General features: G+C 64.5%; 14 protein-coding genes. 10 read left to right on the top strand and 4 right to left on the bottom strand.

Features of this window, described 5'->3' with window-relative positions; genetic code table 11:
* Positions 1-78 precede the first annotated feature (78 nt).
* The 4 genes from ilvN (at position 79) to leuA (ending at position 3,962) form a co-directional block, all read left to right on the top strand.
* Entirely contained in the window at positions 79-594 is a 516-nt protein-coding gene (gene ilvN / locus M0209_RS07095; protein WP_258887586.1) for an acetolactate synthase small subunit, read from the top strand.
* A gap of 32 nt (positions 595-626) precedes the next feature.
* Positions 627-1,073: a hypothetical protein gene (locus M0209_RS07100; protein ID WP_258887587.1), complete on the top strand. Its 447-nt coding sequence runs from the start codon at positions 627-629 to the stop codon at positions 1,071-1,073.
* Positions 1,074-1,116: 43 nt separating this feature from the next.
* Complete coding sequence (gene ilvC / locus M0209_RS07105) at positions 1,117-2,136, top strand: ketol-acid reductoisomerase (protein ID WP_258887588.1); 1,020 nt, start codon at positions 1,117-1,119, stop codon at positions 2,134-2,136.
* A 173-nt stretch (positions 2,137-2,309) separates the two neighbouring features.
* Positions 2,310-3,962: a 2-isopropylmalate synthase gene (gene leuA, locus M0209_RS07110; protein ID WP_258887589.1), complete on the top strand. Its 1,653-nt coding sequence runs from the start codon at positions 2,310-2,312 to the stop codon at positions 3,960-3,962.
* Here the strand turns inward: leuA and M0209_RS07115 are convergent.
* The 4 genes from M0209_RS07115 to mutL are packed head-to-tail and all read right to left on the bottom strand — an operon-like array spanning position 3,959 to position 6,790.
* Positions 3,959-4,324, bottom strand: coding sequence for a type II toxin-antitoxin system VapC family toxin (locus M0209_RS07115; RefSeq protein ID WP_258887590.1), 366 nt, complete (start codon positions 4,322-4,324; stop codon positions 3,959-3,961). The two genes, leuA and M0209_RS07115, sit on opposite strands and share 4 nt — an antisense overlap.
* Positions 4,321-4,521, bottom strand: coding sequence for a type II toxin-antitoxin system VapB family antitoxin (locus tag M0209_RS07120; protein WP_258887591.1), 201 nt, complete (start codon positions 4,519-4,521; stop codon positions 4,321-4,323). Before M0209_RS07120 ends, M0209_RS07115 begins: the two co-directional genes overlap by 4 nt.
* 38 nt (positions 4,522-4,559) lie before the next feature.
* The gene (locus M0209_RS07125; protein ID WP_258887592.1) at positions 4,560-5,024 is read right to left on the bottom strand and encodes a hypothetical protein; all 465 of its coding nucleotides are present in this window, start codon (positions 5,022-5,024) and stop codon (positions 4,560-4,562) included.
* Positions 5,024-6,790, bottom strand: coding sequence for a DNA mismatch repair endonuclease MutL (mutL, locus tag M0209_RS07130; RefSeq protein WP_258887593.1), 1,767 nt, complete (start codon positions 6,788-6,790; stop codon positions 5,024-5,026). The genes M0209_RS07125 and mutL overlap by 1 nt, the downstream gene beginning before the upstream one ends.
* Positions 6,791-6,896: 106 nt before the next feature.
* Between mutL and M0209_RS07135 the strand changes: the two genes are divergently transcribed.
* From M0209_RS07135 to M0209_RS07160, 6 genes are read left to right on the top strand one after another with little or no spacing between them, the layout of a single operon-like run.
* Positions 6,897-7,946: a rod shape-determining protein gene (locus M0209_RS07135; RefSeq protein ID WP_258887594.1), complete on the top strand. Its 1,050-nt coding sequence runs from the start codon at positions 6,897-6,899 to the stop codon at positions 7,944-7,946.
* 10 nt (positions 7,947-7,956) lie between these two features.
* A complete protein-coding gene (gene mreC / locus M0209_RS07140) occupies positions 7,957-8,835 on the top strand; it encodes a rod shape-determining protein MreC (RefSeq protein ID WP_258887595.1) in 879 nt (292 codons plus the stop codon).
* A 2-nt stretch (positions 8,836-8,837) separates the two neighbouring features.
* A complete protein-coding gene (mreD, locus tag M0209_RS07145; protein ID WP_258887596.1) occupies positions 8,838-9,356 on the top strand; it encodes a rod shape-determining protein MreD in 519 nt (172 codons plus the stop codon).
* A gap of 10 nt (positions 9,357-9,366) precedes the next feature.
* A complete protein-coding gene (gene mrdA / locus M0209_RS07150) occupies positions 9,367-11,340 on the top strand; it encodes a penicillin-binding protein 2 (RefSeq protein WP_258887597.1) in 1,974 nt (657 codons plus the stop codon).
* Positions 11,337-12,455: a rod shape-determining protein RodA gene (rodA, locus tag M0209_RS07155; protein WP_258887598.1), complete on the top strand. Its 1,119-nt coding sequence runs from the start codon at positions 11,337-11,339 to the stop codon at positions 12,453-12,455. Before mrdA ends, rodA begins: the two co-directional genes overlap by 4 nt.
* 40 nt (positions 12,456-12,495) lie before the next feature.
* Positions 12,496-13,446, top strand: a complete 951-nt coding sequence (locus M0209_RS07160) for an acetyl-CoA carboxylase carboxyltransferase subunit alpha (RefSeq protein WP_258887599.1) — start codon at positions 12,496-12,498, stop codon at positions 13,444-13,446.
* Positions 13,447-13,468 lie beyond the last annotated feature (22 nt).

Raw genomic sequence — 13,468 nt, forward strand, 5'->3', positions numbered from 1 at the left:
GGCTAGCGCGCTTATAGTGTTCCTAACACCCATCCAGACACACGCGGTCAAAATCGACCTCCCAATTCGGGTAAGCTGATGCACATCAAGACCGGCCCTATCGAGCGTCACACGCTCTCCGTGACCGTGGACAACGAGTCCGGCGTGCTCGCGCGCATCGCGGGCATGTTCTCGGCGCGCGGCTATAATATCGAGAGCCTGACCGTCGCCGACATCAGCGCCGACGACGCGGTATCGCGGATTACCATCGTGACGACGGGTACTCCTGCCGTGATCGAACAGGTGGTGGCGCAGCTCGACCGGCTGGTGCCGGTGCACAAGGTCACCGACCTGACCGTGTTGGGCGAACATGTCGAACGCGAACTGGCGCTGGTGAAGGTTGCTGGCGTCGGCGAGCACCGCATCGAGGCGTTACGCCTCGCCGAAGTGTTCCGTGCGAACGTGGTGGACACAACGATTTCGAGCTTCGTGTTCGAAGTGACGGGCGCGTCGTCGAAGATCGACCGGTTCGTCGAGCTGATGGGCGAAATCGGGCTGGTCGAGGTCGCGCGCACCGGTATCGTCGCGATGGCGCGGGGGAAGACGGCGGTATGATCGCGCGAGAATTTGCGACCGCGCTCCTTTTCATGAGCAGTGCCGCGCACGCCCAGTCGTCGCAGCCCGAACTCGACGCCATGCTCAAGCGCGTCATGCCTAACACGTTCAAACTGTCCGGCACTTGCAAGAGGCTGGCGACGCCGAAAGGCGACGAGACAACTGCTTGCGACAAAGAACTGATCAACATGGCGTTCGCAAGCGGCAATTCGAGCTTCATCGCGACCATGAAGAAGAAGGGCAGCATAGCGTTCCGGGGCCGCGACTCCGCCGCGAAAGGCAATGTCGCCCGGATCGCGGTCAACACGATCCTGCTGACCGGCAAGAGTTTCGCGCCCGCGACCGAGCTAAAGGCAACGGGCAGCTGCACGTACACCAACCCAAACAAGGGACCGGTCAGGGTCGAATGCAGCGCCGATACGATCGAGGGCAAGTACGAACTGTCCTACATCTCGGACGGCGTCTGGCCACCCAAGTAGCTGAAATTCATCCATTTTACAAAATCAAAAAGGGCAATACGGAATGCGCGTTTACTACGACCGGGACGCCGACATCGGCATCATCAAGGGCAAGAAAGTGGCGATCCTCGGTTACGGGTCGCAGGGCCATGCCCATGCCCAGAACCTCAAGGACTCGGGCGTCGCCGAAGTCGCGGTCGCACTGCGCGACGGTTCGCCAACGGCGGCAAAGGCGATCAACGCGGGTTTCAAGGTGATGGCCAATGCCGCCGCCGCCGCCTGGGCCGATGTCGTCATGATCCTCGCGCCAGACGAGCATCAGGCCGCGATCTATGCCGACGACCTGCACGCGAACCTGAAACAGGGCGCGACCTTGGCGTTCGCGCATGGCCTCAACGTCCATTTCGGGCTGATCGAACCCCGCGCCGATCTCGACGTCGTGATGATCGCACCCAAGGGTCCGGGCCACACCGTCCGCAGCGAATATGTCCGCGGCGGTGGCGTACCCTGCCTGATCGCGGTGCATCAGGACGCCAGCGGCAACGCGCACGACTTGGCGCTGGCCTATGCGAGCGCCGTCGGCGGCGGGCGCAGCGGCATCATCGAAACCAATTTCCGCGAGGAATGCGAAACCGACCTGTTCGGCGAACAGGCCGTGCTGTGCGGCGGCATCACGCACCTGATCCAGGCCGGGTTCGAAACGCTGACCGAGGCGGGATACGCGCCGGAAATGGCATATTTCGAGTGCCTCCACGAAACCAAACTGATCGTCGATCTGCTCTACGAAGGCGGCATTGCCAACATGCGCTATTCGATCAGCAACACGGCGGAATACGGCGACATCAAGACCGGCCCACGCATAATCACCGCCGAGACCAAGGCCGAGATGAAGCGCGTGCTGGCCGACATCCAGTCGGGGCGCTTCGTCAAGGATTTCGTCCTCGACAACCGTGCGGGGCAGCCCGAGCTGAAGGCGTCACGCAAAGCGGCCGAAGCGCATCCGATCGAGAAGACCGGTGCCGAGCTCCGCGCCATGATGCCGTGGATCGGCGCGAACAAGCTGGTCGATAAAGCCAAGAACTGAGGCGAAGAATTGACCTGCCGGGGGCGGCTGGTGTAGCCGTCCCCGGATGATGCGCATCCGCGCCCTGCTGCTTCGACTTACGCGCCCTTAGGCGCGACCTTCGTCGTGCGCGGTTCGCGCACACGCTGCCTAAGGGACATCACCGACAATCCTCGAAGCCAGCGAGTGCATCCATGTTACGCGACCCTTCCGCCAAATACCGCCCCTTCCCGCCCATCGATTTGCCCGACCGGCAATGGCCGTCGCGGACGATCACTTGCGCCCCGCGCTGGCTGTCGACCGATATGCGCGACGGAAATCAGGCGCTGATCGACCCGATGGACAGCGAGAAGAAGCAGCGGTTTTTCGACCTGCTCTGCCGCATCGGCATCAAGGAAATCGAAGTCGGTTTCCCAAGCGCGGGTACGACCGAATTCGACTTCATCTCGGGGCTGGTGAAGAACGGCCGCATCCCGGACGACGTCACCGTGCAGGTGCTGACACAAGCGCGGCGCGACCTGATCGAGACGACCTTTGCCAGCCTCGACGGCGCACCGCGCGCCATTGTTCATGTCTATAACGCGGTCAGTCCGGCGTGGCGCAAGATCGTGTTCGGGATGGACAAGGCGGCGATCAAGCAGATTGCCGTCGACGCCGCGATGATGCTGCGCGACGAGGCCGTCAAGCGTCCCGAGACCGACTGGCATTTCGAATATTCGCCCGAGACGTTTTCGACCGCCGAGATCGAGTTTTCGACCGAAGTCTGCGCGGCGGTGATGGACGTGCTGCAACCGACGGCGGACAGACCGATTATCTTCAACCTGCCCGCGACAGTCGAATGCGCGACGCCCAATATTTATGCCGACCAGATCGAATGGTTCGGGCGCAACATCCCGAACCGCGAGGCGGTGGTGATCTCGCTTCATACGCACAACGATCGCGGCACCGGCGTGGCGGCGACCGAGCTGGGCCTGCTGGCGGGCGCGGACCGGGTCGAGGGCTGTCTGCTCGGCAATGGCGAGCGCACCGGCAACGTCGACCTCGTGACGGTCGCGCTCAACATGTACACGCAGGGGATCGATCCCGGCCTCGATTTCAGCGATATCGACAGCGTCATCAAGACGGTCGAGTACTGCACCAACATCGCGACGCACCCGCGTTCGCCCTATGCGGGCGACCTCGTCTTCACTGCGTTCAGCGGGTCGCATCAGGACGCGATCAAAAAGGGGTTTGCGTCGCAGGAAGCGCGCAACGACGAGCTGTGGGAAGTTCCCTATCTTCCCATCGATCCCAAGGATCTGGGCCGCGATTACGAGGCCGTGATCCGCGTGAACTCGCAGTCGGGCAAGGGCGGCGTCGCCTGGGTGCTCGAACAGGACAAGGGGCTGAAACTGCCGAAGCGGATGCAGGCCGATTTCAGCCGCCACGTCCAGCGCCTTGCCGACGAAACCAGCCGCGAGCTGAACGCCGCCGACATCTGGGGCGCGTTCGAGGGCGCGTATCTCAGTGGCGGACGCTTCGACCTTGGCGATTATGAGGAAACGCGCGCGGCGAACGGCGACCGCATCTTTGCCGGCAAATTGGTGGTGGACGGGGTTGAACGCAGCGTCAGCGGACGCGGAAACGGTCTGATCTCCTCGGTCATCGCCGCCGTCGCCGACCAAGGCGTGGCATTGGACGTGATCGACTACACCGAACACACCCTCGGCCTCGGCAGCGACGCACAGGCGGCGGCCTATGTCGAGTGCCGGACAGCGAGCGGCAAGACCGTCTGGGGTGTCGGCATCGACGCGGACGTGGCGACTGCGAGCGTGCGCGCGGTGCTGGGGGCGGCTAACGCTGACTAATTAAGTTCGGCCGCCACGCCGAAGCGCTCAGCCACGGCACGAAGGCGCTTGTCTCGAGTCCAAATCTTGCAGTCCGCCGTCACTCTGGCCGATGCGAGTTGGTGGAGATCGACGAAATTTAGCCCCGTCGAAAATAGGCTGTCCTGTTCGAGCATGTGGACGATCTCGCTCTGGCGAAGCGGCATAAGCCACGGAAGTGCGCGGAGCAAAGCCATTGTTTGCCGCCTGTCGTGCATGGAGCCAAGACAAACCTCGACGAAGCAGTAGGGATGCAGGACCAACCCATCTCGCGCGGCCTGTTCCATTTCACGCTTCGGCGACCTGAAATGATCGACCCAAACCGATGTATCGACGAGGATCAACGATCCCAATCTTCGGGATTGTGGCCCGGGACGCTGAATTCGGGCATGGTTCCCCCGAGCGCAATCAGGCGTCGCGTCGCTTCGGTCGCAACCGCACTCTTCAGCGCACGACGCACCACCTCGGAACTTTCGTTGGCACCAAGATACTCCTTGGCATTTTCCCAAAGCTCGTCATCAACCGTGATCGTAGTCCGCATGACAACCTCCGATCATCATAAATAACATCATTGATGCGCTATTTCAACACCGTCGCCATCTTGACCGACTTCTCCGGCGCGCCGGTAAGCTGGACGATGTAGCGGCCCGGGACGACGTCGAAGCTCACCGATTTGCGGAGGCCCGGACAGGTTTTGAGGTCGGTGTGGCCGGTCGATTTCAGTGTGCGGCCGTCGCGGATCAGATCGACATAGGTGGCGTTCGACAGGATCACGTCGAGCTTGCCCGCTTTTGCCACGTCGAGCGCGGCGAGGCCGGCGGTGCTGCCGGGTTTTGGCGGGCGCTCGCCCTTTACAGCGAGTTTGACGGCGTTTGCGGGGAGCAGGCCGATCTCGTTCGAGGTGCCGGTCGTCAGCGCGAATTTCATGTCGGGCGCGCGCGCCGCGAGGTGCCGGACGGGCTTGGCCCATCCGGCAGGCGAGGGACAGGTTTGCGCGAACGCCGGAGTCGCTACCAACAGCGCAAGTACAGCTATAGTCCGCATCACTTCCTCCCGAAGAGTTTTTCAATATCGCCGTGTGCGAGTTTTATCCATGTTGGGCGACCGTGGTTGCATTGTCCAGAGTGCGGCGTGACTTCCATTTCGCGGAGTAGCGCATTCATTTCGGCGACCGACAAGATGCGCCCCGCGCGGACCGACCCGTGGCACGCCATGGTCGCGGCGACATGGTCGAGGCGTTCCTTGAGCGAGAGCGCCTCACCGAACGCCGCGAGCTCGTCGGCGAGGTCGGTGACAAGGCCGCGTACATCGCTTTGGCCCAGCATTGCGGGCATAGCGCGCACGAGCATCGCGGCGGGACCGAAGCGTTCGAGGTCGAGGCCAAGGTCGGCGAGCTCAGGGATACGGGTTTCGAGGCGGTCGCACGCGGTTTCGTCAAGTTCGACGACTTCGGGGAGGAGCAGCGGTTGTGAGGCGACCGCGCCATCGGCTGTAGCGCACCGCATCCGTTCGAGGACGAGGCGTTCGTGCGCGGCGTGCTGATCGACGATGACGAGGCCGTCCTCGGCCTCGGCGACGATATAGGTCGCGGCGACCTGTCCGCGCGCGACACCCATGGGGAAGCTGGGGACGGGAGCAGTGGCGGGTTCTGCGCGGGCGGCGGGGCGGTAGTCGTAAGGTGCGTCGGCAAAATGCGTCGCCCCGGCGGAGGCCGGGGCCGCCTGCGGCCAGAGTGCGCCATAATCGCGAGCGGCCTCGGCCTCTGCCGGGGCGACATGACTTGTCGTCCACATTCCCAAACTTGCCGCACTCGGTCGCGGCTGGCTTCGGTGCCCGGCTCCGTCAAGCGCCGCACGCAATCCGCCAACGATCAGCCCGCGCACCATCGCCGGATCGCGGAAACGGACTTCGGTCTTGGCCGGATGCACGTTCACATCGACTTGATCGAACGGCACGTAGAGGAAAAGCGCGACCACCGCATGGCGGTCGCGCGCGAGCATGTCGGCATAGGCACCGCGCACCGCGCCGATCAGCAGCCGGTCCTTTACCGGACGTCCATTGACGAAGAGATATTGGTGATCCGCAACACCGCGATTGAACGTCGGCAGACCTGCGACCCCGCCGAGCCGCACACCTTCGCGCACCGCATCGATCGCGACGCTGTTGTCCACGAGCAACCGGTCGGTCAGCGCCGCCACCCGTGCCGCCTGTTCCTCGCTCGCCACCGACAAGGTCCGCCGCCCATCATGGTCGAGCGTGAATGCAATATCGGGCCGCGCCATCGCGAGGCGTTTGAGCACATCGACGCAAGCGGCATATTCGCTGCGGGGGCTGCGGAGGAATTTGGCGCGGGCGGGAACGCGGGCGAACAGTCCCTCGACCCTGACCCGTGTCCCCGCGGGTAGCGCGGCGGGGCCATCGGCAACCACGTCACCGTTATCGACGGTCCGCGACCACCCTTCCCCGCCTGCAACCCGGCTCTCGATAGTCAGCCGTGCGACGCTCGCAATCGAGGGGAGCGCTTCGCCCCGAAATCCCATCGTGGAAACATTCTCGATAGCCTCATCGGGCAATTTCGACGTGGCGTGGCGTTCGAGGGCCAAAGCGATATCGTCGCGGCCCATGCCGCAGCCGTCGTCGACAACCTCGATCCCGTCGATCCCGCCCCCCGCCAGTGCGACCGAAATGCGGGTCGCCCCCGCGTCGATGGCGTTTTCGACAAGTTCCTTCAGCGCGGATGCGGGCCGCTCGACGACCTCGCCCGCCGCGATACGATTGACCAGGTGCGGGGGCAGTCGGCGTATTGACATTAACCGACCCCTAGACCAAGCGCAGCCATCCCGCGACCCCGGCCCGGAGCGGAATTTACGTCAAACATTCGCAGACGGGCCTAACCGGCTACGAGATCGCAATACTATGGCATTTCCCTTTTCGCGTTTCTTCAAATTCATGTCGCACGACATGGCTATCGACCTCGGCACCGCCAACACCGTCGTTTATGTGCGCGGGCGCGGAATCGTGCTCAACGAACCCTCGGTCGTCGCCATCGAGACGATCAACGGCGTCAAAAAGGTTAAGGCAGTCGGCGACGACGCCAAGATGATGATGGGCAAGACGCCGGGCAGTATCGAAGCGATCCGTCCGTTGCGCGATGGCGTCATCGCCGACATCGATGTCGCCGAGGAAATGATCAAGCATTTCATCCGCAAGGTGCACGGCGGCAAGGCGCGCGCGTGGCGCTTTCCCGAGATCGTGATCTGCGTGCCGTCGGGCTCGACCAGCGTCGAGCGCCGCGCGATCCGCGATGCCGCGTCGAATGCCGGGGCCAGCCAGGTTTTCCTGATCGAGGAACCAATGGCGGCTGCTATCGGTGCCGATATGCCGGTGACCGAGCCGATCGGTTCGATGGTCGTCGATATCGGCGGCGGAACGACCGAAGTCGCGGTGCTCAGCTTGCGCGGTGTCGCCTATTCGACCTCGGTCCGCGTCGGCGGCGACAAGATGGATGAAGCCATTGTCAGCTATGTCCGCCGCAACCACAATCTGCTGATTGGCGAAGCGACCGCCGAACGCATCAAGCAGGAAGTCGGCATCGCCAAGCCGCCCGCCGACGGCATCGGTCTGACCATCCACATCAAGGGTCGCGATCTGGTCAACGGTGTGCCGAAGGAAATCCAGATCAACCAGGGCCAGATTGCCGAGGCGCTGTCCGAACCGGTCGGCCAGATCGTCGAGGGCGTCCGGATCGCGCTGGAAAATACCGCGCCCGAACTTGCGGCCGACATCGTCGATCAGGGCATCGTGCTCACCGGCGGCGGCGCGCTGTTGCAGGGCCTCGACGAGGTGCTGCGCGACGAGACCGGCCTGCCCGTGACCATCGCCGACGACCCCCTGACCTGTGTCGCGCTCGGCACCGGGCGCGCGCTGGAGGATCCGATGTTCCGCGGCGTGCTGCAGACGGCCTAAGGCCTGCGCGATGGTGCCGCCCACCAACCGGCGCGGCGGGTTTTCGCGACGCGCGCAATACGGCTTGTTCGCGAGCTATGTTATCGCAATTGCGGGGCTGTTCGTCGGGCTGCTGCTGGCGATCACCGCGCGCTTCGACCCGGCGGGGCATGCCGCGATCCAGGGCGTATTCGCCGACATCACCGCGCCGATTTCGGGTGCGGCGCGCAGTGCGGTTGGCGGCGTATCGGCGGGCGTCGACGGGGTGTCGGCCTATATCGAGGCGGGCTCGAAAAATAACGCGATGGAAGCGGAACTCCGTGCCAGCCGCACGAAATTGATCGAGGCACAAGCACTGGCCCGCGAGAATGCCCGGCTGAAGCGGCTGGTAAGCTTGCATGAGTCCACGACCGACATCGTCGCGACCGCGCGCCTGATCGCTTCGACAGGGACAAGCACCCGCCGCTTTGCCACATTGTCGGCCGGATCGGTGCAGGGCGTTGCCACCGGACAGCCGGTGCGCTCGCCCGAAGGGCTGGTGGGGCGTGTCGTGATGGCGTCGCAGATCACCGCGCGGGTGCTGCTCATTACCGATGGCGGCAATGTAGTGCCGGTAAAGCGCGTCGGCGACGGCATGCCCGCGCTTGCCACCGGGCGCGGCGACGGGGCGCTCGACATCCGCGCGCTCGAGGCGGGATCGAATCCGTTCAAGGTCGGCGACGTGTTCGTGACCTCGGGCGCGGGCGGCGTCTATCCGCCCGATGTGCCGGTCGCGGTGGCGCGCGTATCGAACCGCGATCTCGCGATCGCGCGGCCCTTCGCCGATCCGAACCGGCTCGATTTCGCGATTGCCCTGCCCCCCTATGTCCCGCCGGTCGTGCAGACCCCGCCGGTCGAGGGAACCCCCTGACGATGCTGCCGCTCAAGCGTCGCACCCAGTTCACGCCGCCGCCGACGGCACTCGAAGCGCAACTCGTGCCGGTCATCTCAACCATGGCCGGGTCGCTTGCAGTTCTCGCGCCGACGATCGCCACCGAACCGCTGATGCCGCCGTTCGGGCTGATGGTCTTCCTCGGCTGGCGGCTGTTGCGCGGCAACATCTGGCCATTGTGGATGGGGTTGCCGCTGGGGCTGTGGGACGATCTGTTCAGCGGGCAGCCGATCGGCACCGCCATGTGCGGCTGGACCGCGATCATGCTGGTGCTCGACAATCTCGACCGGCGCACACCCTTTCGCGACCACCGGCAGGACTGGGTGCTCGCGGGGTTGTTGATGGGGGGATATCTGCTGTTCGCGCTAGTCATCGCGCGGATCACCGGGGGGAATACGTCGCCGCTGGCCATCGTGCCGCAAGTCCTGCTCTCCGCCCTGTTGTTTCCGCTGGTTGCACGGTTGTGCGCGGCGCTCGACCGCTGGCGGAGTCCGCGCTAGAAGGGCGTCCATGAAACTCGACCGCTTGCTCGGCAAGCGCAGCCTTTCCGAAGCGCAAGTGCAGATGAGCTTTACGCGGCGCGGGTTCGTGCTGGGGGCGGCGCAAGTCGGGCTGTGCGGCGTGCTCGCGGGCAGGATGGCGTGGATTTCGGTCGTCGAAAACGAGAAATACAAGCTGCTGGCGGAGAGCAACCGGGTTAATCTGTCGCTGATCCCGCCGCGCCGGGGCTGGATCATCGACCGCAACGGCAAGCCGCTGGCGCTCAACCGCACGATTTTTCGGGTCGATATCATTCCCGACCGCATGATCGACCGCGAGGCGACGCTCGACGAACTTCAGCAGATTCTCGGCTTCGATGCCGACGAGCGCCAGCGCATTTCGGACGACATCAAGGAAGGATCGGGGTTCCAGCCGGTGCAGGTTGCCGAGAATCTTAGCTGGGAACATTACGCCGCGTTGTCGGTGCGCGCGACCGAGCTGACGGGCGTCATTCCGGCGCAGGGCTTTGCGCGTTATTACCCGGACGGTGCCGCTGTCGGTCATCTGCTCGGCTATGTCGGATCGGCAAGTGCCGCCGACTATGAAAAGACCAAGGATCAGCTGATGCTGACGCCGGGGTACAAGGTCGGCAAGGACGGCATCGAAAAGACTTTCGAACCCTTGCTGCGGGGCATTCCGGGAGCGCGTCGCAGCGAGGTGACCGCACGCGGCAAGCTGGTCCGCGATCTCACGACGCGCGCCGATGTGCCGGGCAAGCCGCTGCAACTGACGATCGACAAGGGCCTTCAGGCCTATGCCGCGCGGCGGCTTGGCACCAATTCGGGCTCGGCGGTGGTGATCGACTGCCTGACCGGCGAAATGCTCGCGATGGTGTCGGTCCCGTCCTACGACCCCAATGCATTCTCCGATGGCATCGGGCGGCGCGAATATAAGGCGTTGGTCGACAACGACCATATCCCGCTGATGAACAAGACACTGCAGGGACTCTATCCGCCAGGCTCGACGGTCAAGCCGATGAACGGCCTCGCGCTGCTCGAGGCCGGAATCAGTCCGACCGACCGGATCAGCTGTTCGGGATCGCTGCGCGTCGGTTCGGGCATTTTCCACTGCCACAAGCGACGCGGGCACGGGCCGCTCGACCTCGAACAGGCGATCAAATACAGCTGCGATATCTATTTCTACGAGATGGTCCGCCGCCTTGGCTATGACCGCGTTGCGCCGATCGCGCGCATGGTCGGCCTTGGCGAAAAATATGAATTGCCGTTTTCGACGCAGCGTTACGGCACCGTCCCCGACAGCGTGTGGAAAGAACGCAAGTACAAGCAACCCTGGCTCGTTGCCGATTCGCTCAACGCGTCGATCGGGCAGGGATACGTGCTGGCCAACCCGCTGCAACTCGCGGTGATGGCAGCGCGGATTGCCTCGGGCAAAGCGCTCGTGCCGCACCTGCTCAAAGGACAGAATAAAGGAAACGCGGCTGCCTTGCCGGTTTCTGCCGAGCATCTCGCGCATATTCACAAGGCGATGTGGGGTGTCGTCAACGGCGGCGGCACAGGGGGTGCCGCACGGCTGCAGATCCCCGGCATCTCGCTCGGGGCAAAAACGGGTACCGCGCAGGTCCGGCGCATCACCATGGCCGAGCGCGGAACAGGCGTGCTCGGCAATTCGTCGCTGCCCTTCAAACTGCGCGATCATGCGCTGTTCGTGTGCTTCGCGCCGGTCGAAGCGCCGCGCTATGCCGCTGCCATCGTGCTCGAACACGGCGGCCACACCGTCCGCAACCTCGACACACCGCTGACCGGCCGCGACATCATGACCTATTTGTTCGACCCCGATCTGGCGATGAAGAATCTGAACGATGTCGAGGCGAGCTGGGGCGGCGATATCGCGACGCGCATGGCAGCGGACGCCGCGACCGCAAACGCGCCGGAGCCTCTGCCGATGCCGGCAGACGCCAATGTCACCGGGGAGCTTCCCGATTGAGCGCGCAACCCGGCATCGTTCCTGCCCCGCTGCGGTCGCTGCCGTGGCGCGTGCTGTTGCTGATCCTCGCGATCACCGGCTTCGGGCTGGTCGTGCTTTATTCGGCGGCGGCGGGGCATGTCCGGCCCTGGGCATTCAGCAACGGCACCAAGTTCGCTGCGTATCTTGTCATGGCGCTGGTGATGTCGCGCATGCGCGTCGATTTCTGGAAAGACATTGCCTGGCCGGGCTATGTCATCATCCTCGGGCTGCTGGTCGTCGTCGAGCTGTTCGGCTTCGTCGGCGGGGGCAGCCAGCGCTGGCTCGACCTCGGGTTTATCAGGTTGCAACCCTCCGAATTGATGAAGCTGATGATCGTGCTGGCGCTCGCCAAATTCTACGACCAGCTGCCCGCAGGCGAGATCAGGGGGTGGAACGCGCTGTGGCCGTCGGGCGTCGCGATTGTCGTGCCCTTCGCGCTGGTCCTGCTCCAGCCCGACCTCGGCACCGGCCTGATGATCGCGCTGGGCGGCGTCGTCATCGTGTTTCTCGCAGGCGTCCCGATAAGGCTGTTCGTCGGCGCGGGTGCCGCCCTCGCCGCTGCCCTTCCGGTCGTCTGGATCGGCATGCACGACTACCAGCGCAACCGGGTGCTGATCTTCCTCAATCCGGAAAGCGACCCGCTCGGCACCGGCTATCACATCACCCAGTCGAAGATCGCAATCGGATCGGGCGGCATTTTCGGCAAAGGGTTCCTGCAAGGATCGCAATCGCACCTCAGCTATTTGCCCGAACCGCAAACCGATTTCGTCTTCGCCACCATGGCGGAGGAATGGGGCTTGCTCGGCGGGCTGTTCATCATCGGCGCGTTCCTGATGCTGTTCCGCTGGGGCATGCGGGTGTCGAACCGTGCACCGTCACGCTTCGGCCAGTTGAGCGCCGCCGGGCTGACCGCGACGATATTCTTTTACGTCGCGATCAACCTGTCGATGGTGATGGGCCTTGCCCCGGTCGTCGGTATCCCGCTGCCGCTGGTCAGCCATGGCGGCACCGCGATGCTGACCGTGATGCTGTGCATCGGTATCCTCATGAGCATCGAGCGCGAGGGACGCTTGCGACGCAGCGGGTTCGACTGAGGGCGTTGCCTCGCATGGCTGCGCCGACTAGGTGCACCGGATGATCGACTATCTCGAGTTCGAGAAGCCCGTCGCGGCGCTCGCCCGCAGCGCCGAGGAACTTCGCGCCACCGACACCCCCGAAGCCGCCGCCGAGGCCGCACGGCTCGACACCCGCGCGGCCAAGATGATCGCGGACCTTTATGCCAAGCTGACGCCGTGGCAGCGCACCCAGGTCGCCCGCCATCCGCAGCGCCCACGCTTCTCGGCGTACCGCAACGCCATCGCCGACGACTGGATGCCGCTGTCGGGCGACCGCGCCTTTGCCGACGATCCCGCAATCGTCGGCGGTTTTGCCTCAATCGGCGGCCGGCGGGTCGTGCTGATCGGCCATGAAAAGGGCCATGACACCACCAGCCGCCTGACCCATAATTTCGGCATGGGTCGCCCCGAGGGATATCGCAAGGCGATCCGGCTGATGGAACTGGCAGGCAAATTCGGCCTGCCTGTGGTCACATTGGTCGACACCGCCGGCGCCTTTCCCGGCATCGACGCCGAAGCGCGCGGGCAAGCCGAGGCGATTGCGCGCGCGACCGAGGCGTGCCTCGCCCTGCCCGTCCCGATGATTGCCGCCATCGTCGGCGAGGGCGGCAGCGGCGGCGCGGTGGCACTGGCTGCCGCGAACCGCATCCTGATGTTCGAGAACGCGATCTATTCGGTGATCAGTCCCGAAGGCTGCGCGAGTATTTTGTGGCGCGCCGACGGGTCGACCACCAACCAAGCCGCGCTTGCCGCCGAAGCGATGAAAGTGACGGCGCAGGATCTGCTGCGCCTCGGCGTCATCGACCGTATCGTTGCCGAGCCGACCGGCGGCGCACACCGCGCGCCCGAGGCGGCGGCATCGGCGCTGAAGGCGGCCATCGGCGAAGAACTGGCCGAGCTGTCGAAGGAAACGCCCGCCGCGCTGCAAGCCGCCCGTCGCCGCAAATTCCTGTCGATGGGTGCGCTCTAAACACCTTGCGCGCGCAAAAGGG

It is taken from the genome of Sphingomonas sp. SUN039 (genome assembly GCF_024758725.1).
Classification (GTDB): domain Bacteria; phylum Pseudomonadota; class Alphaproteobacteria; order Sphingomonadales; family Sphingomonadaceae; genus Sphingomonas_O.

Bases quoted from the DNA above. Each gene is read 5' to 3' on its own strand.
- ilvN (WP_258887586.1), top strand. From the start codon at position 79: ATGCACATCAAGACCGGCCCTATCGAGCGTCACACGCTCTCCGTGACC.
- M0209_RS07100 (WP_258887587.1), top strand. From the start codon at position 627: ATGAGCAGTGCCGCGCACGCCCAGTCGTCGCAGCCCGAACTCGACGCC.
- ilvC (WP_258887588.1), top strand. From the start codon at position 1,117: ATGCGCGTTTACTACGACCGGGACGCCGACATCGGCATCATCAAGGGC.
- leuA (WP_258887589.1), top strand. From the start codon at position 2,310: ATGTTACGCGACCCTTCCGCCAAATACCGCCCCTTCCCGCCCATCGAT.
- M0209_RS07120 (WP_258887591.1), bottom strand. From the start codon at position 4,521: ATGCGGACTACGATCACGGTTGATGACGAGCTTTGGGAAAATGCCAAG.
- M0209_RS07125 (WP_258887592.1), bottom strand. From the start codon at position 5,024: ATGCGGACTATAGCTGTACTTGCGCTGTTGGTAGCGACTCCGGCGTTC.
- mutL (WP_258887593.1), bottom strand. From the start codon at position 6,790: ATGTCAATACGCCGACTGCCCCCGCACCTGGTCAATCGTATCGCGGCG.
- M0209_RS07135 (WP_258887594.1), top strand. From the start codon at position 6,897: ATGGCATTTCCCTTTTCGCGTTTCTTCAAATTCATGTCGCACGACATG.
- mreC (WP_258887595.1), top strand. From the start codon at position 7,957: ATGGTGCCGCCCACCAACCGGCGCGGCGGGTTTTCGCGACGCGCGCAA.
- mreD (WP_258887596.1), top strand. From the start codon at position 8,838: ATGCTGCCGCTCAAGCGTCGCACCCAGTTCACGCCGCCGCCGACGGCA.
- mrdA (WP_258887597.1), top strand. From the start codon at position 9,367: ATGAAACTCGACCGCTTGCTCGGCAAGCGCAGCCTTTCCGAAGCGCAA.
- M0209_RS07160 (WP_258887599.1), top strand. From the start codon at position 12,496: ATGATCGACTATCTCGAGTTCGAGAAGCCCGTCGCGGCGCTCGCCCGC.